Annotated in this window: 16 protein-coding genes and 1 other RNA gene; 16 read left to right on the top strand and 1 reads right to left on the bottom strand. The window is 68.2% G+C overall.

Annotation, left to right across the window (positions count from 1 at the left end; all coding sequences use genetic code 11):
• Window positions 1–6 precede the first annotated feature (6 nt).
• The gene (locus ACV7NN_RS06395; RefSeq protein ID WP_463348739.1) at window positions 7–570 is read right to left on the bottom strand and encodes a hypothetical protein; all 564 of its coding nucleotides are present in this window, start codon (window positions 568–570) and stop codon (window positions 7–9) included.
• Between the two features lie 66 nt (window positions 571–636).
• On the opposite strand from ACV7NN_RS06395, the gene ffs reads away from it, so the two are divergent.
• From ffs to ACV7NN_RS06315, 16 genes are all read left to right on the top strand, one after another.
• Window positions 637–733, top strand: an RNA gene (gene ffs / locus ACV7NN_RS06390) — signal recognition particle sRNA small type.
• A gap of 75 nt (window positions 734–808) precedes the next feature.
• Complete coding sequence (locus ACV7NN_RS06385) at window positions 809–2,146, top strand: DUF1254 domain-containing protein (protein WP_463348738.1); 1,338 nt, start codon at window positions 809–811, stop codon at window positions 2,144–2,146.
• A 3-nt stretch (window positions 2,147–2,149) separates the two neighbouring features.
• Complete coding sequence (gene pta, locus ACV7NN_RS06380; RefSeq protein WP_463348737.1) at window positions 2,150–4,258, top strand: phosphate acetyltransferase; 2,109 nt, start codon at window positions 2,150–2,152, stop codon at window positions 4,256–4,258.
• Window positions 4,255–5,442: an acetate/propionate family kinase gene (locus tag ACV7NN_RS06375; RefSeq protein WP_463348736.1), complete on the top strand. Its 1,188-nt coding sequence runs from the start codon at window positions 4,255–4,257 to the stop codon at window positions 5,440–5,442. The genes pta and ACV7NN_RS06375 overlap by 4 nt, the downstream gene beginning before the upstream one ends.
• An 83-nt stretch (window positions 5,443–5,525) precedes the next feature.
• A complete protein-coding gene (locus tag ACV7NN_RS06370; protein ID WP_463348735.1) occupies window positions 5,526–6,815 on the top strand; it encodes an acyl-CoA thioesterase/BAAT N-terminal domain-containing protein in 1,290 nt (429 codons plus the stop codon).
• Between the two features lie 93 nt (window positions 6,816–6,908).
• Window positions 6,909–8,201 (top strand): acyl-CoA thioesterase/BAAT N-terminal domain-containing protein, encoded by a 1,293-nt coding sequence (locus tag ACV7NN_RS06365; RefSeq protein ID WP_463348734.1) that lies wholly within the window; start codon window positions 6,909–6,911, stop codon window positions 8,199–8,201.
• Entirely contained in the window at window positions 8,198–9,511 is a 1,314-nt protein-coding gene (locus ACV7NN_RS06360) for an acyl-CoA thioesterase/bile acid-CoA:amino acid N-acyltransferase family protein (RefSeq protein WP_463348733.1), read from the top strand. The genes ACV7NN_RS06365 and ACV7NN_RS06360 overlap by 4 nt, the downstream gene beginning before the upstream one ends.
• The gene (locus ACV7NN_RS06355) at window positions 9,508–10,743 is read left to right on the top strand and encodes an acyl-CoA thioesterase/BAAT N-terminal domain-containing protein (protein WP_463348732.1); all 1,236 of its coding nucleotides are present in this window, start codon (window positions 9,508–9,510) and stop codon (window positions 10,741–10,743) included. The genes ACV7NN_RS06360 and ACV7NN_RS06355 overlap by 4 nt, the downstream gene beginning before the upstream one ends.
• A gap of 109 nt (window positions 10,744–10,852) precedes the next feature.
• Window positions 10,853–13,279, top strand: a complete 2,427-nt coding sequence (locus ACV7NN_RS06350) for a DNA polymerase III subunit gamma and tau (protein WP_463348731.1) — start codon at window positions 10,853–10,855, stop codon at window positions 13,277–13,279.
• A 3-nt stretch (window positions 13,280–13,282) separates the two neighbouring features.
• Complete coding sequence (gene recR / locus ACV7NN_RS06345) at window positions 13,283–13,882, top strand: recombination mediator RecR (protein WP_463348730.1); 600 nt, start codon at window positions 13,283–13,285, stop codon at window positions 13,880–13,882.
• 488 nt (window positions 13,883–14,370) lie between these two features.
• Window positions 14,371–15,660, top strand: coding sequence for an aspartate kinase (locus tag ACV7NN_RS06340; RefSeq protein WP_463348729.1), 1,290 nt, complete (start codon window positions 14,371–14,373; stop codon window positions 15,658–15,660).
• Window positions 15,661–15,723: 63 nt separating this feature from the next.
• Window positions 15,724–16,797 carry an aspartate-semialdehyde dehydrogenase gene (locus ACV7NN_RS06335; RefSeq protein ID WP_463348728.1) on the top strand — a complete coding sequence of 358 codons (1,074 nt, stop codon included), beginning with the start codon at window positions 15,724–15,726 and terminating at the stop codon, window positions 16,795–16,797.
• Between the two features lie 13 nt (window positions 16,798–16,810).
• The gene (locus ACV7NN_RS06330; RefSeq protein WP_463348727.1) at window positions 16,811–17,257 is read left to right on the top strand and encodes a DUF1801 domain-containing protein; all 447 of its coding nucleotides are present in this window, start codon (window positions 16,811–16,813) and stop codon (window positions 17,255–17,257) included.
• A 79-nt stretch (window positions 17,258–17,336) separates the two neighbouring features.
• Window positions 17,337–18,812, top strand: coding sequence for a malate:quinone oxidoreductase (locus tag ACV7NN_RS06325; RefSeq protein ID WP_463348726.1), 1,476 nt, complete (start codon window positions 17,337–17,339; stop codon window positions 18,810–18,812).
• 147 nt (window positions 18,813–18,959) lie between these two features.
• The gene (locus ACV7NN_RS06320; RefSeq protein ID WP_463348725.1) at window positions 18,960–20,660 is read left to right on the top strand and encodes an ABC-F family ATP-binding cassette domain-containing protein; all 1,701 of its coding nucleotides are present in this window, start codon (window positions 18,960–18,962) and stop codon (window positions 20,658–20,660) included.
• 31 nt (window positions 20,661–20,691) lie between these two features.
• Complete coding sequence (locus tag ACV7NN_RS06315) at window positions 20,692–21,804, top strand: Rv2578c family radical SAM protein (protein ID WP_463348724.1); 1,113 nt, start codon at window positions 20,692–20,694, stop codon at window positions 21,802–21,804.
• Window positions 21,805–21,861 lie beyond the last annotated feature (57 nt).

Raw genomic sequence — 21,861 nt, 5'->3', positions numbered from 1 at the left:
AGCATCCTACCTGCTCAGACGGGTGCCTCGTGCCGTCTGCGCCCGGTCCACCCACCAGAAGGCAGCCGCTATCAGCCCGATCGCGATCATCGTGGCGATCCAGGCGAGGGCCACGAGCATCCCCAGACGCTCGGTGCGCTGCTCGGTCGGAATCAGCGACTGCGCGCCCAGCACGACCTGGTCGCCGCTGCGCACCTCGACGGTCGCGAACCGCAGGCCCGGCCGGGGTTCCCAGGTGACGTGGTTCGATCCTTCCGATGCGGCCGCCTCGATCACTCCGGCCGGCGGTTCGGCGAGCCGGCCGCCGAGGTAGCCGTTCCCGGCGACCGGATGCCCCTTCGAGTCGTACACGACCACGAACGGCGCAAGACTCGCGGCGAGGTCGACACGGGGGAGTCCGTCGATCGTCGCCGTCGAGCCAGTGCTGAGATCGCTTGCGACCTGGGTGGACAGCTGCGCGCCCACCTGGTCGGCACCCTGCCGCTCGAGCTGCTGCGCCACGAGGTACACGGTTCCCAGAGCGGACGTCGCGACGACGACTCCGATGATCCAGACTGCAAGGCGATTCATGCTGGGAAAACTACGCCCCGGGCCGCCACGCGTCATCCGTCGCTCGGATGATTGGGTAAACTGGTCGACGGCTCCTCACGTGGCGCCATCCAGGCCAACTCCCCCAGGACGGAAACGTAGCAAGGGTAACCGGGCTCTGGCGGGTGCGTGAGGGGTCCTTTTTCGTCTGTGGACAACTGTCTGCGCCGCTGCTCCCGACGGTAGGTTGGAGGGAGACCCGCCGACGACTGGAGGCTCGATGGCTGACGACGACCTGACGAACCTGGCCGCTCAGGCCTACCTCTACGGCTTCCCGCTGGTCTTCGATCTCGAGCAGGTCAGGCGCTCCGTCAGCTCGGGAATCGGGGCAGTTTCCCCCAGCCCGTACAACACGTTCAGCCACGCCAGGGAGCTGGCCGGTCCCGAGGCCACCTTCGTGTCGATCAACAACGACACGATCTACACCATGGCCTCGATCGACCTGGGCATGGGCCCGCTCCTGCTGACCGTTCCGCCCGTCGGCAGCCGCTACTTCGTGCTTCAGTTCGTCGACGCGTGGACGGACAACTTCGCCTATGTCGGCACCCGGGCGACGGGCTCCGACGGTGGTCGTTTCCTTCTCGTGCCTCCGGGCTGGGAGGGTGAGCCGACAGCGGACGACGCGACTGTGATCCACTTCCCGACCCGGGTCGCTTCGATCGTCGGCCGCTGGGCGTGCGACGGTGAGGAGGATCTCCCCGCCGTCCGCGAACTACAGGATGCGCTGCAGCTCACGCCCCTGCTCGAGTCGCTGACGCCGCCCCAGGGCGTTCCGGCCGTCCGCGAGCTGCCCAGTGAGGCCCTGCAGTTCTTCGAGAAGTACCGGGTGTGGTCGGAGGCGTTCCCGCCGGCCGAGCGCGATCGCGCCCTGCAGGCGTTGTTCGCGCCGTTGTGGCTTACCGGATCCGACTCCCTGGCGGATGCGCCGGCCGACGTCCTCGAAGCGCTCGAAGCCGGGTACGTCGCTGGTCGCGCCGCTCTGGAGGCGAGCCTTCATTCGGGCAGCAGTCCGCAGGTGAACCGCTGGTCGCTGACCCTGCACGTCTTCGACTACAACCTCGACTTCTTCGAGGTGGGCGCGATCGATTCGCCGGAATGGCGTCTCGACGACGCGACGACACGGATCCGTGTGCGTGCCGCTGCGGCGATCGCGGGGCTCTGGGGCAACCACGGCTACGAGGCGGCCTACATCATGACGTATGTGGACTCCGCCGGTGATGCCCTGACCGGCGACCACACCTACGAACTGACCCTGTCGCCGACCCCGCCGGTCGATGCGTTCTGGTCGCTCACCATGTACTCTCTCCCCGACTTCTACCTCGTCGAGAACGAGCTGCACCGATACTCCATCGGCGACCGCACCCGCGGCGTCATCCTCGACGACGACGGCGGCCTGACCATCACGATGAGCAGAACGCGGCCGGTGGATGCGAAGGCTGCGGCCAACTGGCTGCCGACCCCGGCGGGAGAATTCCGTCCGATCCTGCGGATGTACGCGCCGCGTCCCGCGGTCTTCGACCAGTCGTACACCGTCCCGGCGATCGAGAAGATCGACTGACCGGTGTCCCACTCCATCTACATCACCTCCGCCGAAGGAAACACCGGGAAATCGACCGTCGCGGTCGGTGTCCTGGAGCTGCTCTCGCGGTCCGTCGAGCGGGTGGGCGTCTTCCGCCCGATCGCGCGATCGACGACGGAGCGTGACTACGTCCTCGAACTGCTACTCAGGCGGGCGACCGCATCCACCGGTTACGACGAGAGCATCGGCGTCACCTACGACGATGTCCATGCCGACCCGGAGGCTGCGCTCTCCACAATCGTTCAGCGATTCCGCGCGGTCGAGGCACACTGCGACGCCGTCGTCGTGCTCGGATCCGACTTCACCGACGTAAGCAGTCCCACTGAGCTCGGCTACAACGCACGCATCGCCGCCAACCTGGGCACTCCCGTCCTCCTCGTTCTCGGCGGGCGCGCCGGTCAAGGCCAGAGCGAGCGCCTCGGACAGGCCGATCCGCGCCCGGCCGACGACCTGCGCCAGCTCGCGGAGATCGCGCGGGCCGAACTGAAGGCGGAACACGCGTCGCTCCTCGCGGTGATCGTGAACAGGGCGGATGCGACCGGCACCGACGAGATCATCTCGGCAGTGCGCCGCGCGGTTCCCTCCTCCACGATGGTGTGGGCGATCCCCGAAGATCCCTACCTGGTCGCCCCGAGCATGCGGTCCATCCTCGAGGCGATCGATGGGACGCTCGTCTCGGGCGATGAAGAGTTGCTGGCGCGGGAGGCACTCGGCGTCGTCGTCGCCGGCATGTCGATGGTCAACGTGCTCACCCGCCTGATCGAAGGCGCCGTCATCGTCATCCCCGGCGACCGGGCGGAAACGCTCCTCGCCGTGCTGATGGCGAATGCATCCGGCACGTTCCCGTCGGTGGCCGGCATCGTGCTCAACGGCGGATTCGAGCTGCCGGAGCCCATCACCCGGCTCATCGACGGCCTGCGATCGACCCTCCCTGTCATCTCCACCGACCTCGGCACCTACGAGACCACGGTGCGGATCACTGGTACGCGCGGGCGTCTTGCGGCGGATTCGCAACGCAAGTACGACACGGCGCTCGCCCTGTTCGAACGCAACGTCGACGGCGTCGACCTGCTCGCGCGGCTCGACGTCAGCCGGTCGAACGTCGTTACGCCGCTGATGTTCGAATACGACCTGCTGGAGCGAGCGCGGGCGGCGAACAAGCACATCGTCCTCCCCGAAGGCGACGACGATCGCATCCTCCGGGCGGCAGCGACGCTCCTCGCGCGTGGTGTCGCACGCCTGACGATCCTCGGCGAGCCGTTCGAGGTTCGGTCGCGCGCGATCGCCCTCGGGCTGGACCTGTCCGCTGCCGACGTCGTCAGCCCATTCGACGACGTGCTCCGACTCCGATTCGCACAGGAATACGCTCGCCTGCGGTCGCACAAAGGGATCACGGTCGACCAGGCGGCCGACACGGTCAGCGACTCGTCCTATTTCGGCACGATGATGGTGCACCTCGGGCTGGCCGACGGGATGGTCTCCGGCGCAGCCCACACGACCGCGCACACGATCCGCCCGGCGTTCGAGATCATCAAGACCCGTCCCGGTGTCTCCGTAGTCTCGAGCGTGTTCCTGATGGCGCTCGCGGACAGGGTGCTGGTCTATGGAGACTGCGCCGTCATCCCCGACCCGACCGCGGAGCAGCTCGCTGACATCGCGATCTCGTCCGCGGAGACGGCAGACCAGTTCGGCATCGAACCGCGAGTCGCGATGCTGTCGTACTCGACCGGCGAATCGGGCTCCGGCGCCGATGTCGACAAGGTCCGGGAGGCGACAGCGCTCGTGCGGAAACGCAACCCGCTCCTGCCCGTCGAAGGCCCGATCCAGTACGACGCCGCAGCAGACGCGGCCGTCGCGGCATCCAAACTGCCGAAATCCGACGTCGCGGGACGAGCGACCGTGTTCATCTTCCCCGACCTCAACACCGGCAACAACACCTACAAAGCGGTCCAACGCAGCGCGGGCGCCGTCGCGATCGGACCGGTGCTGCAAGGCCTGCGCAAACCGATCAACGACCTCTCACGCGGAGCCCTCGTGGAAGACATTGTGAACACCGTGGCCATCACAGCGATCCAGGCGGAGCTCGCATGAGCACGATCCTGGTCATCAACAGCGGTTCCTCGTCATTCAAATACCAGCTGATCGACATGGACTCCGAACGCCCGATCGCGAGCGGACTGGTCGAGCGGATCGGTGAGCCGTCGGGGCACACCACGCATCGCGGGCCTGCGGGTACGAGCGAGCGAGCCCTCGAAATACCCGACCATACGGCCGGATTCCGGGCCATGCTCGACGCATTCGCCCAGAGCGGGCCCGCCCTGGACGACGACCCGCCCATCGCGGTCGGTCACCGCGTCGTACACGGCGGCAAACGATTCTTCGAGCCGACCATCGTGACACCGCTGGTCGAACTCAACATCGACGACCTGGCCGACCTTGCACCACTCCACAATCCTGCGAATCTCGAAGGAATCCGGGCTGCGCAGAAGGCGTTCCCTGACGTTCCGCACGTCGCCGTCTTCGACACGGCCTTCCACCAGACCCTTCAGCCTTCCGCCTACACGTATGCGATCGACGCCGACCTCGCTGAACGGTACCGGGTGCGGCGGTACGGATTCCACGGGACCAGCCACAAGTTCGTCTCCGAAGAGGCCGCGCGGTTCCTCGGCCGGCCCCTCGGCGACCTCAAACAGATCGTGCTCCACCTCGGGAACGGGGCGTCCGCGTGCGCAGTCGACGGAGGGCGATCGGTCGACACCTCGATGGGCATGACCCCGCTCGAAGGACTCGTCATGGGCTCGCGGTCAGGCGACATCGACCCCGCCGTGCTGTTGCACCTGAGCCGCCGGGCCGGACTCGACACCGACGGTCTCGACGAACTCCTCAACCGGCACAGCGGGCTCCTGGGGCTCTCAGGCCGCGGTGACATGCGCGACGTGACCGGCGCGGCCGCCCAGGGCGACGCATCCGCTGAGCTCGCGCTCGCCACCTATCTCCATCGGCTGAAGCACTACATCGGCGCCTACTTCGCCATCCTCGGCGGTCTCGATGTGATCAGCTTCACGGCGGGCGTCGGCGAGAACAGCGCCGTCGTCCGGGCCGGGGCGCTCGAAGGACTCGGTGCGCTCGGGATCCGACTCGACCCCGAACGAAACGATGTGCGAACACCGGAAGCGCGCAGGATCTCGGCGGACGATTCAGCGGTGACAGTGCTGGTGATTCCGACCGACGAAGAACTCGAGATCGCACGCCAGACGCAGGCAGCAATCGCCTGACGCCGGACGGCCGCCGGCCAGAGCGACGCCCAAGCTCTTCCCGCCGCCGTCTCCCGCGCCCATACTGAAGCAGTGATGCTCTGATGATGTGGCGTGTCCGCGGTGCAGCGGCAGCAGCAGCGCTCGCGCTCAGCGCGCTGGCTCTCGCCGGATGCTCAGAAGGCCCGCAAGGCGGTCCGGCGGGGCCGCACTTCGTGACGCTGCCGTTCAGCGTCATCATGCGCGAGCCCGCTGTCTCACTGGTGGGACTCAGCCCCGGAAGCCGGATCCGCCTGACGGCCTCCATCGATGCGGCAGGCGGCCGGTGGGAATCGCACGCGACCTACACCGCGCCCGCCACCGGGATCATCGATTTCGCGGCGGCCGGGCCCCAGCTCGCCCCGTTCCTCTCCCCGGATCCGTCCGGGCTCGTCTGGTCCCTGCGCGGCCCGGACCTCGCATCCGACCTCTCCGCACGAGTCTGGACCCAGTCCATCCTCAGACTCCGCATCTCCGCCGTCGACGACGGCGAACCCGTCGCTTCGACCGTCGTCGAGCTCACAGGACTGGGGCGAATGGTGGCACCGTTCACCGTCTTCGGCTACCAGCTCCACGGCCCGGGAACGCGGAGCACAAGCACCGAGGAGGACTTCGCCGTCGGCCGGTTCTACCGGCCCCAGTTCCCACTCCGCGCTCGCGCGCCGACGGTGCTCATGTTCGACGACACCGCGACGGGCGCATCCGAAGCCTACGTCGCCCCCTACTTCTCGCTCCTGGGCAACGGGGTGTTCGTCGTCCCCGCTGAGAGCGACGCCGACGGGATCCATTCCGCGTCCACCTTCTCCGCGGACAGGATCCGCGCGATCATCGGGTGGCTGGCGAACCGGCCCGACGTCGACCCGCAGCACATCTTCGTCTACGGGTCTTCGCAGTCCGAACAGCTCGCCCTGTGGACAGCGTCGCACTTCAGCTCCCTCATCGACGGGGTGTTCGGCGCCGGAGGGACGACCGCGCTCCTCTGCAGCCACCGGGATGCCCTCTCCCCGGTTCTGGTCGGCTCGCACCACGCGCCCTGTGCGACCACCAGCGACCAGGTCGACCGCCGCCAGGTCGCGTCGCTGGCGAACGTGGTCGGTCCTGTGCTGCTGGCGTGCACCAGAACGGATGTCATCCTCCCCAACGCGTGCGCCTGGCAGGAAGTCGCCATGCACGATCGGGGAGCGCGACCCGAGGATGTGCTCATCCGCTTCGACACTGCAGCCCACGCCATCACCGTCCCGCCCGGGTATCCCCTCGCACTGTCGCCGACACGCGCTGCACAGGCGACCGAACGCGCCCGGACGACGTTCTGGGATGCGGTCGCCAGGGCCCTCGAGAAAGCCGCGGTCCAGTGAGGCGCCGCGTCCCCCTCCCTGCGCTCTGAGCCCCACGTGCCCGGCCTTCCGGGCGGACGGACCTGCGCTCATACTGAGACCAGTGGTGTTCTGATGAAGTGGCATGCACGGACGACGGCGGTGGCGCTGATCCTCGGCGCCCTCGCGCTCGCAGGGTGTTCGAGCGGTCCGCAGCGTGCCCAGGTCGGTCCGCATTTCGTCACGGCCCCGCTCGTGTTCCTGAGCACGGTCCTCTGGCCGCCGCCGCTCTCGCTCGTCGGTCTCACTCCGGGTTCGCGCATCCAGCTCACCGCTCACGTCGATGCTCCGGGCGGCCGGTGGGCGTCGGATGCGACCTACACGGTCCCGGGTACCGGCATCATCGACCTGAACGCGGTGCGACCGCAGCTCGCACCGTTCGTCGCGCCCGACTCAGCAGGCCTGATCTGGTCATTGCAGGGACCGGAGCTCACACCGGAGGCGGATGCGCGGCTGTGGACCGAGACGACGATCGGGGTGCACATCGCCGCCGTGGATGACGGCCGCGTCGTGGCGTCGACCGTGCTCCAACTCGCCGGCCTCGGCTCGACCATGACGCCGATCGACGTGCTCGCGGACGAGCTCGGCGGCACTCCGACGAACCCGTCGACCGCCGAGGACGACACCCTGGCCGGTGTGTTCTACCGGCCGCAGGGACCGTACCGGCCGCGCGCGCCCGCAGTGATCCTCTTCGACAACGACGCGACGGGTGCATCCCAGCCGTATGTCGCCCCGCTGTTCGCACTGTTCGGGAGCGGAGTCTTCGTCATCCCGGTCGAACGCGCAGCGGACCAGGTGCACATCACCTCCACGCTCACGACGACCCAGCTCAGCGCCATCATCGGCTGGCTCGAAAGGCGGCCGGATGTGGACTCCCGCCACATCTTCGTCTACGGGTCGTCGCAGTCGGAACAGTTGGCGTTGTGGACCGCCGCGCACTTCGCATCGCGCATCTACGGCGCGTTCGGGGCCGGCGGCACGACCGCACTTCTGTGCCGGTCGCCGGAGGGCGTTTCGACGATCTTCGACGAGTCGGGCCAGGTCGCGTGCGAGCGCAACAGCGACACGGTGGACGATGTGGGAGTGGTGTCGCTCGCGGATCTGGCAGGCCCGGTCGTACTCGCCTGCACGCGGTCCGACGAGGTTCTCCCGAACGCGTGCGCGTGGCAGGACTCGGCGATGCGGCAGCGGGGCCGCCACGCGGGCGACGCGGACATCCGGTCGGACGACGCGGCCCACGCGATCACGGTCCCTCCGGGCCTTCCGCTCGAGCTCCCTCCCGTCCCCGGGGCGCAGGCGACGGAAGAGGCGCGCGTCGCGTTCTGGAACGCGGTCGCCCAGACGATCCTGAGAACGGCGCGATCGTGAGTCGCCGCGCGGTTCGTTCCCGTTTCGCGTTCGCCACGGCGGCCGCGCTCTCGACGGTGCTCGCCGTCGCGCTCTCCGGATGCACCGACTACGTGGGAACGCCGGGAACCCGTTTCGTGATCGGCGAGCTCAACGCAAGCACGACCGATCCTGTCACAATCGCGCTCGTGGGGCTCCAGCCCGGCCTCGACGTGACGGTGGTGGCGTCTGTGGCCAGGTCGGGCGAGCACTGGCGGTCGAGTGCGGTGTATCCCGTGCCGCCGAGCGGTACGGTCGACCTCACGTCGGCCAGGCCCTCACTGGCGCCGTACCCCGATGCGGATGCGTCCGGGCTGCTCTGGTCGCTCCAGGGGCCGTCGCAGACCCAGGCGCAACTCGAACGTGTGTGGGCCGGCGGCGATGTGGATGTCGTACTGACGGCGAGCGAGGCCGGCCACGCGGTGGCGGCGGCGACCATCCATCGCCCTGGGCTCGCCGGATTCGCCTCTGTCGTGCCGGTGTTCGCGGATGACGTCATCCAGAACGCCCCGGGCAAGCCGATGGGAGGTACGGCGTACGACCTGCGCATCGGCACGTTCTACCGACCTGTCTCGCTGGTCGCCGGGCTCAAGCCTGCGGTCGTCCTCGTCGACGGCGACGACGGGGGAGCCTCCGCGCCGTTCATCGCCGGCCAACTCGCGCTGGCGGGCTTTCCGACCTTCGTGCTGCCCGCCTTCGGTCCGGAGGGCCAGATCCCCGGATCCGCAGCCCTGTCCGTCGAGTCGTTCGACGTGGGTGTGTCGTGGCTGCGGAACCAGCAGAACATCGATCCCCAGCGCATCTTCACCTTCGGGTCGTGGCGCGCCGCACCCCTCGCCCTCTGGCTCGCCGCGAACGAACCGCAACGGATCTTCGGCGCCATCGGCGCATCCGGCGCGACCGCGCTTCTCTGCACCTCGGAGTCCGGAGCCGCGATCTTAACCCACGACGGTGCGGGGGTGCCCTGCGAGGACCCGAGTCGTACGATCGCCGATGTGTCACTCATCCGTCTGGACCGCATCCCCGGGCCCGTGCTGCTCGCGTGCGGCGAGATCGATGAGGTCCTGACCACGTCGTGCGCCTGGCTGGGCGCCGGCGTGAGCATCCGCGGGGCTCACCCGGGGGACGAGTTCATCCGCGCACCCGGAGCCGGTCACGCGATCACGGTCCCGCCGCTCCTCCCGATCGGCCTCTCGGGCCTGGCTCCGCAGACCGCCCAGGCGACGGAAGCCGCCCGCGTCGCGTTCTGGTCGGGAGTCGTCCTCATGCTGCAGGCGGCGACCCGATCATGATGAGACGCCTGCTCGGAGCGGTCGCTGCGCTCGGTCTTCTCGCATCCCTCGTCGCGTGCACGACGGGAGGACCTGCGCAGGCCGGCGCCCACTTCGTGGTCAGCAAGGATCCGAGTGCGTCCTGGTGGCCACTCGACATCTGGGTCGAAGGCCTGGCCCCCGGGCACACAGTGACCGTCACGGCGAGCGCGCAGTCGAGCGGGCTCTGGACGTCGAGGGCCACGTACGGGGTTCCGGCCGACGGGATCGTCGACCTGGCGACAGCGACGCCGCTGCTGGCGCCGTTCAGCCGACCGGATGCGATGGGGCTGTTCTGGTCGCTGGCCAGAGTGAACTCCGGGTCGTCCTCCGCGAACTCAGGATGGAGCGACGGAACCGTGACGGTCGACCTGAGAGCGACCGTGGACGGCCGGGCCGTCGCCGGCTACGCCGTCCACCGGATGGGCCTCGGAACGATCGTCGGCTCCCACGCGGTCTTCGACAGCGGGTTCCTGGGCGACTTCTTCTCACCCACCGGCTCCTCGATCGGTCTGCGGCCGGCTGTGCTCGTGCTCGACGGAGCGGACAACGGGATGCAGTCCGGGGTTCTCGCGGCCGCGCAGATCGCGGGGCTCGGCTATCCCGCACTCGCGCTCTCATCATTCGGTTCGGCCGGGGGAGTGCTCTCCCAGGGCACCCTGCACGCAGAGACCCTCCTGGCGGCCCTTGCGTGGCTGCGCGCGCAGCCGGGGGTCGACGATGAGCGCGTCTTCGTCTTCGGGGCGTCGCGTGCGGCGCCGCTCGCTCTCTGGGCGGCGGTCCAGTACCCCGACACCGTCTACGGAGCGATCGCACCGTCGGGCACGACCGGGGTGATCTGCACCGCTCCGGTCCCGGTTCCCGCCATCACCATCGGCGGCGCGTGGGTCCCCTGCACCACCGGTACGAAGGATGTCCGTCCTGCCGACGTTCTCGCGCTGGCCCAGATCACAGGTCCGATCGTGCTCGCCTGCGCCGGAGAGGACGAGATACTGCCGAACGCGTGCGACTGGATGAGCGCGGGCGAGAGTGCGCGCGGGAACCAGCTCGGCGACACCTTTCTGCGTGCGACCGGGTCGACGCACGCGCTCTACATCCCGCCGTACAGTCCGCTGTACCTTCCGGCGGCACCTACGGCGCAGGCCACGGAGGACGCGCGGGTCGCCTTCTGGCGAGCCGTCGAGCGCACTTTGAGAGGCGCGAGTCGCATCTGATCCGGATGGACGGGAGCGGGTGGGACGCACCCGCTGGGAGCCCGGTGCGAGCTCGGTGCGAGCCTGTGGATGAGACTCTTCTGTCAGCGGCGCCAAGTAGCATAGGGGGGTGGTCACAGCCCTCTATCGCCGGTATCGGCCAGACACTTTCGCCGAGATGATCGGGCAGTCGCAGGTGACCGAGCCGCTCATGACTGCGCTGCGAACCAACCGCGTCAATCACGCCTATCTCTTCAGCGGTCCGCGCGGCTGTGGCAAGACCACCTCGGCCCGTATTCTGGCGCGCTGCCTCAACTGCGCAGAGGGTCCCACCGACACTCCGTGCGGAGTCTGCGCTAGCTGTGTCGAGCTCAGTCGCGACGGCGGCGGCTCGCTCGATGTCGTCGAGATCGACGCTGCGAGCCACAACGGTGTCGATGACGCCCGCGACATCCGTGAGCGGGCCATCTTCGCCCCGGCACGCGACCGCTACAAGATCTTCATCCTCGACGAGGCGCACATGGTGACGCCCCAGGGGTTCAACGCGCTGCTCAAGATCGTCGAAGAGCCGCCGGAGCACGTGAAGTTCATCTTCGCGACGACCGAGCCCGAGAAGGTCATCGGCACGATCCGGTCGCGCACGCACCACTACCCGTTCCGGCTGGTGCCGCCCGCGCAGATGCTCGACTACGTTCAGAAACTCTGCGACGCCGAGGGAGTGACCGTGGCGCCTGGCGTGCTGCCGCTCGTCGTGCGTGCAGGGGGCGGGTCCCCACGCGACACCCTCTCGCTGCTCGACCAGCTCATGGCCGGGTCCGAAGGTAATTCGGTGGAATACGAGCGTGCGGTCGCCCTCCTCGGCTACACGCACGCGGCACTCCTCGACGAGGTGGTCGACGCGCTGGGCGTGCGCGATGCCGCCGGTGCGTTCGCGGCGGTCGATCGCGTGATCCAGACCGGTCAGGACCCCCGGCGATTCGTCGAAGACCTCCTCGAGCGACTGCGCGACCTCATCGTCGTCGCGGCGACGAGTGCTGAGGGTGCCGCCGCCGTCTTGCGGGGTGTGCCGCAAGACGAGCTGGACCACATGGGCGTCCAGGCGACCAAGTTCGGCGCGGCGGAGCTGTCACGCTCAGCCGACATCGTCAACGCCGCGCTCACCGAGATGACCGGGGCGACCTCGCCCCGCCTGCACCTCGAGCTGATGATCGCGCGCATCCTCGTCCCATCCAGCGACGCCACCGAGCGGGGCGCGCTCGCCCGCGTGGAGCGCCTCGAACGCCGGGTCGGGGTGAGTGACTCGGTCGGGGGTGCAACGGGCGTGGCGTACGCGCCGCCGTCAGAGCCGGCCCGCGCGCCGGCGGTGGCCGAGTCTGCGGTTCCGGTCCGGCCGGCGGCCGGTGTCGATGCAACGGTGGCCACGGCGGTCGCTGCTCCTGCCTCGGCAGATTCGGTCGCTTCGTCTTCTGCGCCTGCTTCGGAAGCCGCTCCGTCGCGGGTCCCGTCTGCAGCGCCGGTTCCCGTGGGCCCCGTCACCACGCAGCAGGTCAAAGACGCGTGGCCGCAGATCCTCGACGCCGTGCAGCGAGCAAAGCGAAGCGCGTGGATGGTCGTCTTCACAGCCCAGGTCCGTTCGCTCAACGGCGACGTGCTGTCGCTCTCCTTCCCGAGCGACAACGATGTGGCCAGTTTCCGGCAGCAAGGCGCCGGCCAGGGCGTCAGCGAATACCTCCGCCAGGCGATCGTCGACCTGCTCGGCATCCGCGTGAAGTTCATCGCCCGCGCCGACGGGGCACCGCCTCCGCCTCCTGCGGACCCCGTGGGTCCGGTTGTGCCTCCGGGCGCCGAGTCGCGTCCTGGTCCCGGCACCGAATCACCCTCCACGCCGACTGAACCGGCTCCGACCGCGAAGCCCTCAGGTCGAGGGTCGGCCACACCGAAATCCTCCGAGAGGCCGCTGGCGCAGAATGCGTCGGGCCAGACCCCGCCGGCTCAGAGCCCGTCGGGGAAGAACGCAGCGCGGAACCCGGACGCCCGGAGTGCATCCGCGCAGAAGTCGCCGGCCCAGAGCGGGCCAGAGCAGAAAGCCTCTGCCCAGAAGCCGGCCGTTCAGGCATCCGCGGCGATGACGACGAGCTGGGCGACCGTGGCGATCCCCGGGTCGGGCGCTGTCGCCGTCGACGAGGCACCTCGGGCAGGCGCGAGCCCGGCCGACGACGATGTGCCCTACGACGACGTTCCTCCGCCCGAGACCGAGCCGCCGTTCGAACCGCCCGTACCGGTCGAGCCGCCTGCTCCGGCCGACACCCCTGCGAGCGTCGATGGCGGCGTGCGAGCAGACACGTCCGTCCGCGCCGGAGGGACCCGTCCGGTTGAGAGCGGCGGATCGGCCCGCAAGCCCTCGGAGACGCTCGTCGAACGGCCGGCGACCGTGTCATCGGGGCGTCCGACGCCCGCGTTCCAGGAGCCGCAGCGGTACGGAGAGTCGGTCGTGCGCGAGATCCTCGGCGCCAGTTTCATCGAAGAACAGCAGGTCCAGCCGGGCGGGACGAGGTAGTCCGTGTACGAAGGCATCGTCCAGGAGCTGATCGACGAACTCGGCCGCCTGCCCGGAATCGGGCCCAAATCGGCCCAGCGCATCGCGTTCCACATCCTGCAAACGGAGACGTTCGACGTAACCCGACTCGCCGAGGTGCTCCTCGAGGTCCGCGACAAGGTGCGTTTCTGCGAGATCTGCGGCAACGTCTCCGAACAGGAGACCTGCTCGATCTGTCGTGACCCGCGGCGCAGCCCTGCGCAGATCTGCGTCGTCGAAGAGGCCAAAGACGTCGTCGCCATCGAACGCACGCGCGAGTTCCGCGGGCTCTACCACGTTCTCGGCGGCGCCATCAGCCCCATCGACGGCGTCGGCCCCGACGATCTCCGCATCCGCCAGTTGATGCAGCGCCTCGCCGACAACACTGTGCAAGAGGTGATCATCGCCACCGACCCCAACCTCGAAGGCGAAGCGACCGCGACCTACCTCAGCCGCTTGCTCAGCGCACTCGAAATCCGGGTGACGCGTCTCGCATCCGGGCTGCCGGTCGGCGGCGACCTCGAGTACGCCGACGAGGTCACCCTCGGCCGCGCCTTCGAGGGCCGTCGCGTCGTCTCATCCTGACGCGCGCGGCCGGCGTCCGTCCAAGCAAGGCCCGCCCTGCGGCCGGTCCGTCCCGTTGCGTCCCGTCCCGTTGCGTCCCGGTCCATCCCGTTGCGTCCCGGTCCGTTGCGTCCCGTTGCGTCCCGTCCCGTTGCGTCCCGTCCCGTCCCGTCCCGTCCCGTCCCGTCCCGTCCGAGATTCCCATCCCTCTGACCCGGTGCCACCGCAGCCGTTCGCGCAGGAATTCAGGAACCCCCACGGCTGACACGCGCGAAGTGGCTCGAACCGGTCCGGATCGGGCACAACAGGCGTCATCCGTCACACGAATGCCTGAATTCCTGCGTGCCTGGCATCCGTGGCGGCGGGCGCCATGCGCGCGTGCCCAGGCTTCCGTGCGGGCGCGCGACAAGCGGGCGTCCCCCGGCCGTCATATTCCGGAGGTGGCAATCGACGGCCGATAGAATGGCTGTTCCGGCGATGATCGCCCCATCCCACCGTCAGGAGTGTTCGTGGCCCTAATCGTGCAGAAGTACGGCGGATCATCCGTCGCCGACGCCGAGAGCATCAAACGCGTAGCGAAACGCATCGTCGAAACCCGCAAGGGCGGCAACGAGGTCGTCGTCGCGGTCTCGGCTATGGGCGACACCACCGACGAACTGCTCGACCTGGCCCACGCCGTCACCCCCATCCCGGCCCCGCGCGAGCTCGACATGTTGCTCACCGCGGGCGAGCGCATCTCGATGGCGCTCCTCGCCATGGCCATCCGCAGCATGGGATACGACGCCCGCTCGTTCACCGGAAGCCAGGCCGGAATGATCACGGATGCGCAGCACGGTGCCGCCCGCATCGTCGACGTGACTCCGGGGCGCATCCGCGATGCCCTCGACGAGGGCGCGATCGCGATCGTCGCAGGATTCCAGGGCTTCAACCGTGACACCAAAGACATCACCACGCTCGGGCGCGGCGGTTCGGACACCACCGCAGTAGCCCTCGCTGCTGCGCTCAATGCGGAGATCTGCGAGATCTACACCGACGTCGACGGGGTGTTCACGGCCGATCCCCGCATCGTGCCGATGGCGCGCAAGATCGACCGCATCACGAGCGAGGAGATGCTCGAACTGGCGGCGGCCGGAGCCAAGGTGCTCTACATTCGCGCCGTCGAGTACGCTCGCCGCCACGGAGTGACCCTCCATGTGCGGTCATCGTTCAACAACAACGAGGGCACACTCGTCCTCCACGAGAATGCAGCACCACCCGCGAAGCAGGAAGACGGAAGCACTGTGGAAGAACCCATCATCGCCGGCGTGGCGACCGACCTCAGCGAAGCCAAGATCACTGTCGTCGGTGTGCCCGACGTGCCCGGCAAAGCTGCCCAGATCTTCAAGATCGTCGCGAAGACCGATGCCAACGTCGACATGATCGTCCAGAACGTGTCCGCCGCCTCCACCGGCCTCACCGACATCTCGTTCACCCTTCCGAAGTCGGAGGGCCAGCGAGTGCTGACCGCCCTGACGGCCGAGCAGCGCGACGTCGGCTTCCAGGCGCTCCAGTACGACGACCAGATCGGCAAGCTCGCGCTGGTCGGGGCTGGGATGCGCACCAATTCGGGCGTGTCCGCGAAGCTGTTCGAGGCTCTCTACGAGGCGGGCATCAACATCGAGATGATCTCGACGAGCGAGATCCGCATCTCGGTCGTCACCCGCGCGGACAGCGTCAACGAAGCGGCACGCGTCGTGCACCGCGCGTTCGGGCTCGACGGCGACGCCACCGCGATCGTCTATGCGGGCACGGGACGCTGAGGAATCTTTCCCCGCACGCCGAAGTTCTACCCTGATAACCCAGCAACCCGCGAAGGATCCATCGTGAGCGAAGCCAGAGAATTCACCGTAGCCGTCGTCGGCGCCACCGGTCAGGTCGGGAGCGTGATGCGCCGCCTGCTGGAGGAGCGCGAGTTCCCGGTGAAGCGCATCCGGTTCTTCGCGTCCGCGCGGTCCGCCGGTACCACCCTGCCGTTCAAGGGCGAAGACATCGTGGTCGAAGACGCGGCGACGGCCGATCCGACCGGAATCGACATCGCTCTCTTCTCGGCCGGGGCGACCGGCTCGAAGGCGCAGGCGCCACGCTTCGCCGAGGCGGGCGCGATCGTGATCGACAACTCGAGCGGGTGGCGCATGGACCCCGAGGTTCCCCTCGTGGTCAGCGAAGTGAATCCCGAGGCGATCGCGGATGCGCACAAGGGCATCATTGCGAACCCCAACTGCACGACGATGGCCGCGATGCCGGTGCTGAAGGTCCTCCACGAGGAGGCCGGCCTCGAACGCCTCATCGTCAGCACCTACCAGGCCGTCTCCGGTTCGGGGCTCGCGGGTGCAGAAGAGCTCGCCGGCCAGATCCGGGCCGCCGTCCAGGACGAGAACCTGCTGCAGCTGGTGCACGACGGTTCGGCGGTCACACTTCCCGAGCCGGTGAAGTACGTCCGTCCCATCGCTTTCGACGTCATCCCGCTGGCCGGTTCGATCGTTGACGATGGTTCCAACGAGACCGACGAGGAGAAGAAGCTCCGCAACGAGAGCCGCAAGATCCTCGACCTTCCCGGCCTTCTCGTGAGCGGGACCTGCGTACGCGTTCCGGTGTTCACAGGTCACTCGCTGTCGATCAACGCCGAGTTCTCCCGTCCCCTTTCGCCGGAGCGCGCGACAGAGCTTCTCGCTTCCGCTCCCGGCGTCGTCGTGACGGACGTGCCGACGCCGCTCGAGGCAGCAGGCAAGGACCCGAGTTTCGTCGGCCGCATCCGGCAGGACGAGGGTGTTCCCGGTGGCCGGGGCATCGCGCTGTTCATCAGCAACGACAACCTCCGTAAGGGCGCGGCGCTCAACGCCGTGCAGATCGCCGAGTTGGTTGCTGCGCGCCTCGCGTCGGAATCCGTTCCCGCGTAACGTCCGGCTCCGGATGAGCGAGGCGACCGTGCCGCCCGAAGTCGAGGCTTACTTCGATGGTCTCGACGAAGCCAGGCGCGCCATCGTGCTGCCTGTCTTCGAAACGGTGCGCGGCGCGATGCCCGAGGGGTACCGCCTGGGGATGCAGTGGCGGATGCCGGGCTGGGTCGTTCCCTTGGAGCGCTATCCGGACACCTACAACAAGCAGCCCTTGGCCTACGTCAGCCTGGCTGCGCAGAAAAGCTACAACTCGCTCTACCTCATGGCGATCTACAGCGACACCGACGAGGATCGCCGGTTCCGCGAGGCGTGGGCGCGCGGTGGACGGAAGCTCGACATGGGCAAGAGCTGCCTGCGCTTCCGAACTCTGGTCGAAGTCGACCTCGACGTGGTGGCGGAGACGGTCGCCGCCTTCCCGGTGCAGCGCTTCCTCGACACCTATGAGCGCATCCGGCGATGAATCCCGCTGGCCGCCCGGCCGCCCGGGCGGACGCCACGGTCCGTCCCGATGCCCGGATTCGCCCCATTACACTTGATGGGTGAGTAATTCCCCCATCGACGTCGTCCTCATCGGTGGCGGCATCATGAGCGCAACGCTGGGCGCCCTCATCCAGCGTGTCCAGCCCGACTGGTCGATCCGGGTCTACGAGAGCCTGGGCGAGGTCGCGCAGGAGAGCTCCAACCCGTGGAACAACGCCGGCACAGGGCACGCCGCACTGTGCGAGCTGAACTACATGCCCGAGGCGCCCGACGGCAGCGTCGACGCTTCGAAAGCCATCAGCATCAACGAGCAGTTCCAGCTCAGCCGCCAGTTCTGGGCGAGTCTTGTGGCCGCAGGCGACCTGCCGGACCCGAAGGGCTTCATCAACTCCACCCCGCACATGACGTTCGTGCGCGGCCGCGACAACGTGCGCTATCTCCGTCGCCGCTACGAGGCACTCAAAGACCAGCCTCTGTTCGCCGGCATGGAGTATTCGGAGGATCCGGCTGTGATCGCCGAGTGGACGCCCCTGCTCATGAAGAAGCGCTCGCCCAAGCAGCGCATCGCCGCGACCCGCGTGCCCGCCGGCACCGATGTCGACTTCGGCGCACTGACCCGCGCACTCACCGAGAACCTGACCGCGCGCGGTGCGCAGGTCGCCCTCAACCACCGCGTGCGCAGCATCCGTCGCACGAAGGATGGGCTCTGGAAGCTGCGCGTGCGCCACGAAGTCGGCAACACTCCTCACGAAGTCACGGCGCGCTTCGTCTTCGTCGGCGCGGGCGGGGGAGCCCTGCACCTGCTCCAGAAGTCCGGCATCCCCGAGATCAACGGCTTCGGGGGCTTCCCGATCAGCGGGCAGTTCCTGCGGACCAGCGATCCGAAGATCGTCGCCCAGCACCAGGCGAAGGTGTACGGCAAAGCTGCCGTCGGTGCCCCGCCCATGTCTGTTCCGCACCTCGACACCCGTGTCGTCGATGGTGAGGCGTCGCTGCTCTTCGGACCGTACGCGGGCTTCAGCCCGAAGTTCCTGAAGACCGGCTCGTGGTGGGATCTTCCCGGCTCGGTGCGGCCGTCGAACCTGGGTCCGATGCTCGCCGTCGCCCGCGACAATTTCGACCTCGTGAAATACCTGATCGGCGAGGTCCTCGCCAACCGTGAGAAGAAGGTCAAGGCCCTCCGGGAGTTCATGCCCACCGCGAAGAGCGAGGACTGGGAGCTCATCACTGCGGGCCAGCGCGTGCAGGTCATGAAGAAGGACGAGAAGAAGGGCGGCGTGCTGCAGTTCGGCACCGAAGTCATTGCCGGCGCCGACGGTTCCATCGCGGGCCTCCTCGGCGCTTCGCCGGGGGCTTCGACGGCCGTGCCGATCATGCTGGATGTGCTCGAACGCTGCTTCCCCGACCGTTATCAGGGGTGGCTGCCCACGCTGCAGCAGCTCATCCCGACGATCGGGACGACGCTCAATGACCGGCCGGCCGAGGCCGCCCAGGTCATCGCGTCGACCGCGCAGACGCTCGAGCTCTCCGCCTGAGCGGACTGGACAGGCGCATCCGAAGGATGCTAGCCTCGTCCCCGCTATGAAGTAGAAACCTTCTTTCGTCCCGCGCCTGAGGCAGCCATCGTGCACGCCCGGCGGGAACCGCCTCCGTTCGCGGAGTGTTCTGAAAGAAGGTCTGCTTTGGCATTCTCCGATGTCTTCACCGACGATTTCGCGCCTTCGTGCGCACCCAGCATCCCGGCCGCTTCGACGACCGACTATCTGAAGGCCGACGGTCTTTCGCGCAGTTACGGCGATCGTCGCGTGCTCACGGACATCTCGCTCACGGTCTCCGCCGGCCACCGTCTGGGCCTGATCGGCGAGAACGGCGTCGGCAAGTCGACGCTGCTCCGTCTTCTGGCCGGGATGGAGCGCGCGGATGCCGGAACGATCACCCGCCCACTCCGCACAGGCATCCTCTGGCAGGAGGTCCGATTCCGTCCGTCGCAGACACTGGCCGACCTGATCGAGGCGGCCCTCGCGGAGGTCCGGGCGATCGAGCGTGAACTCGAAGCCGCGGCGGACGCTCTGACGGAGGGGGACGCGGTCCGGTACGAGCGCGCCCTGGACGCAGCCGAGCGCGCCGGCATCTGGACCGTCGAGGCGCGGCGCGATGAGGTGCTCGAAGGGCTCGGGATCGGCGCGATCCCGCTCTCCCGCCGGCTCTCGGACGTGTCCGGTGGCCAGCGGAGCCGGTTCGCTCTCGCTGCGCTGCTGCTGGAGGAACCCGATGCTCTCCTTCTCGACGAGCCGACGAATCACCTCGACGATGACGCCTGCGCCTTCCTCGAGCGGCGGCTTGCATCGTGGAAGGGGCCGGTCGTGTTCGCTAGCCACGACCGGGCATTCCTGGACTCGGTCGCGACGGAACTGCTCGACCTGGACCCTACACGTGGGGAGCGCTCGACGTTCGGCGGCAACTATTCCGACTATCTCGTCGCGAAGGCGGATGAGCGCGCCCGCTGGGAGCGCCGCTACGCAGACGAGCAGGACGAGCTCAAAGCCCTGAAGTTCTCCGTCGCTGTCACCGCTCGCAGCATCGCCTTCTCGGGTCCGCCTCGAGACAACGACAAGTTCGCCAAGTCCTTCAAGGGCGGTGCCTTGGACAAGCAGATCAGCAGGCGCGTGCGCAACGCCTCCGGCCGACTCGACGAACTCACCCGGGGCCAGGTGCGTAAGCCGCCTGCGATCCTCAGTTTCGCCGGGATCCCGTCGGGGTCCCACGCGCTGGGCGAGGCGGATGGACTGCTCCTGCAGGTGACGGATGCGCGGATCGGCGACCGTCTCGACGTTCGGGAGTTTCGTGTGGAGCCGCAGTCGCGCATCCTGATCACCGGCCACAACGGGGCGGGCAAGTCGACGCTGCTCGCAGCGCTCGCCGGCGCCCTCCCGCTCGAGGCGGGGTCTGTGAGCCGAAGGAAGGGTCTCCGGGTCGGGATGCTCGAACAGGATGTGCGGTTCGCCGACCCGGCCGCGTCGCCTCGCCGGCTCTTCCGCGACGGGGTCGGCGAGAAGCGCGCGGAGACCACCCCTCTGGCCAGCCTCGGGCTGGTTGCGCCGCGTGACCTCGATCGCCCCGTCGGCGCACTGTCGATCGGTCAGCAGCGGCGTCTGGCACTCGCCTTGATCCTCGCGAGACCGCCGCACGTCTTCTTGCTCGACGAGCCGACCAACCACCTGTCGCTCAGCCTGGCGACGGAACTGGAGGAGGCGCTCGGCGCCTATCCCGGTGCGGTCGTCGTCGCCAGTCACGACCGCTGGCTGCGCGCCAACTGGGAGGGAGAGCTGGTCGTGATGACGCGCGGACGCGTCGTGGAGGGCAACACGCCGCGCGCTGCTTGACGGAGATTCGAACATATGTTCGAATTATCCCATGCGGTGGAGCGGACAGGAACTGGCTGTGGAGGAGCCCTCCGCACTGCCGGGGCTCGCTCGGCTGAACAACCTGGTCCGGTCCGTGAAGACGCCGGACTTCGCGGGCATCACGTTCCACGAGGTGCTCGCGAAGTCTGCGCTCAACAAGGTTCCCGGCGGTAGCGCGATGCCTTTCGGCTGGACCATCAACCCCTATCGGGGCTGCTCCCATGCCTGCGTCTACTGCTTCGCCCGCCCGACACACACCTATCTCGAACTCGACTCGGGCAAGGACTTCGACAACGAGATCATCGTCAAGATCAACGTCGCCGAGGTCCTCGGGAAAGAGCTGGGCAAACCGAGCTGGGGCCACCACCCCGTCGCGCTCGGCACCAACACCGATCCCTACCAGCGGGCGGAAGGTCGCTACGCTCTCATGCCGGGCATCATCGGAGCCCTGACGGATGCGGGGACTCCGTTCAGCATCCTGACCAAAGGCACCCTTCTCCGCCGCGATCTCGACCTGATCGTCGCAGCATCGGAGCACGTGCCCGTCGACCTGGCCATGTCGATCGCGGTCTACGACGACGAGCTGCAGCAGTCGGTGGAGCCGGGAACCCCGACGACGAAAGCGCGACTCGCGACGGTGACCTCCGTCCGCGAGCATGGCCTCGACTGCGCCGTTTTCCTGATGCCGATCCTCCCGTACCTCACAGACACCCGGGCGCACCTCGATGAGGCGCTGCGTCAGGCGAAGGCCGCCGGAGCGACATCCGTGCTCTATTCCGCTCTCCACCTGAAGCCGGGCGTGAAGGAGTGGTTCTATCTCTGGCTCGAGCGTGCGCATCCCGACCTCCTGCCCGGCTACCGCAAGCTCTACTCCGGCGGCACCTATGCCCCCAAGGGCTACCGGCAGTGGCTCGCGGCCAAGATCAAGCCGCTGATCCGTGCACATGGTCTCGAGAGGGGGTACGAGGATCCACTCACGGGCGGGGTGCGATCGACCGCACTCGGCACGACCCGCGACGCCGATGGTGAACGGCGGCGCACTGCGGTCGGGCGTGTCAGCCCGTCCGAACTCGCTCCGGGTGTGGCGCTCTCGGCCATGGACGGGCAGCCGACCCTGTTCTGAGACGAACACGAACCCCCTCCAACTGGGGTACAACAATCCTGTCTCGGGGTACACGCG

The organism is Leifsonia sp. Ger2509 (assembly GCF_055231915.1).
The sequence above is the reverse complement of the archived record's forward strand: the minus strand, read 5'-3'. Positions and strand labels throughout refer to the sequence as shown.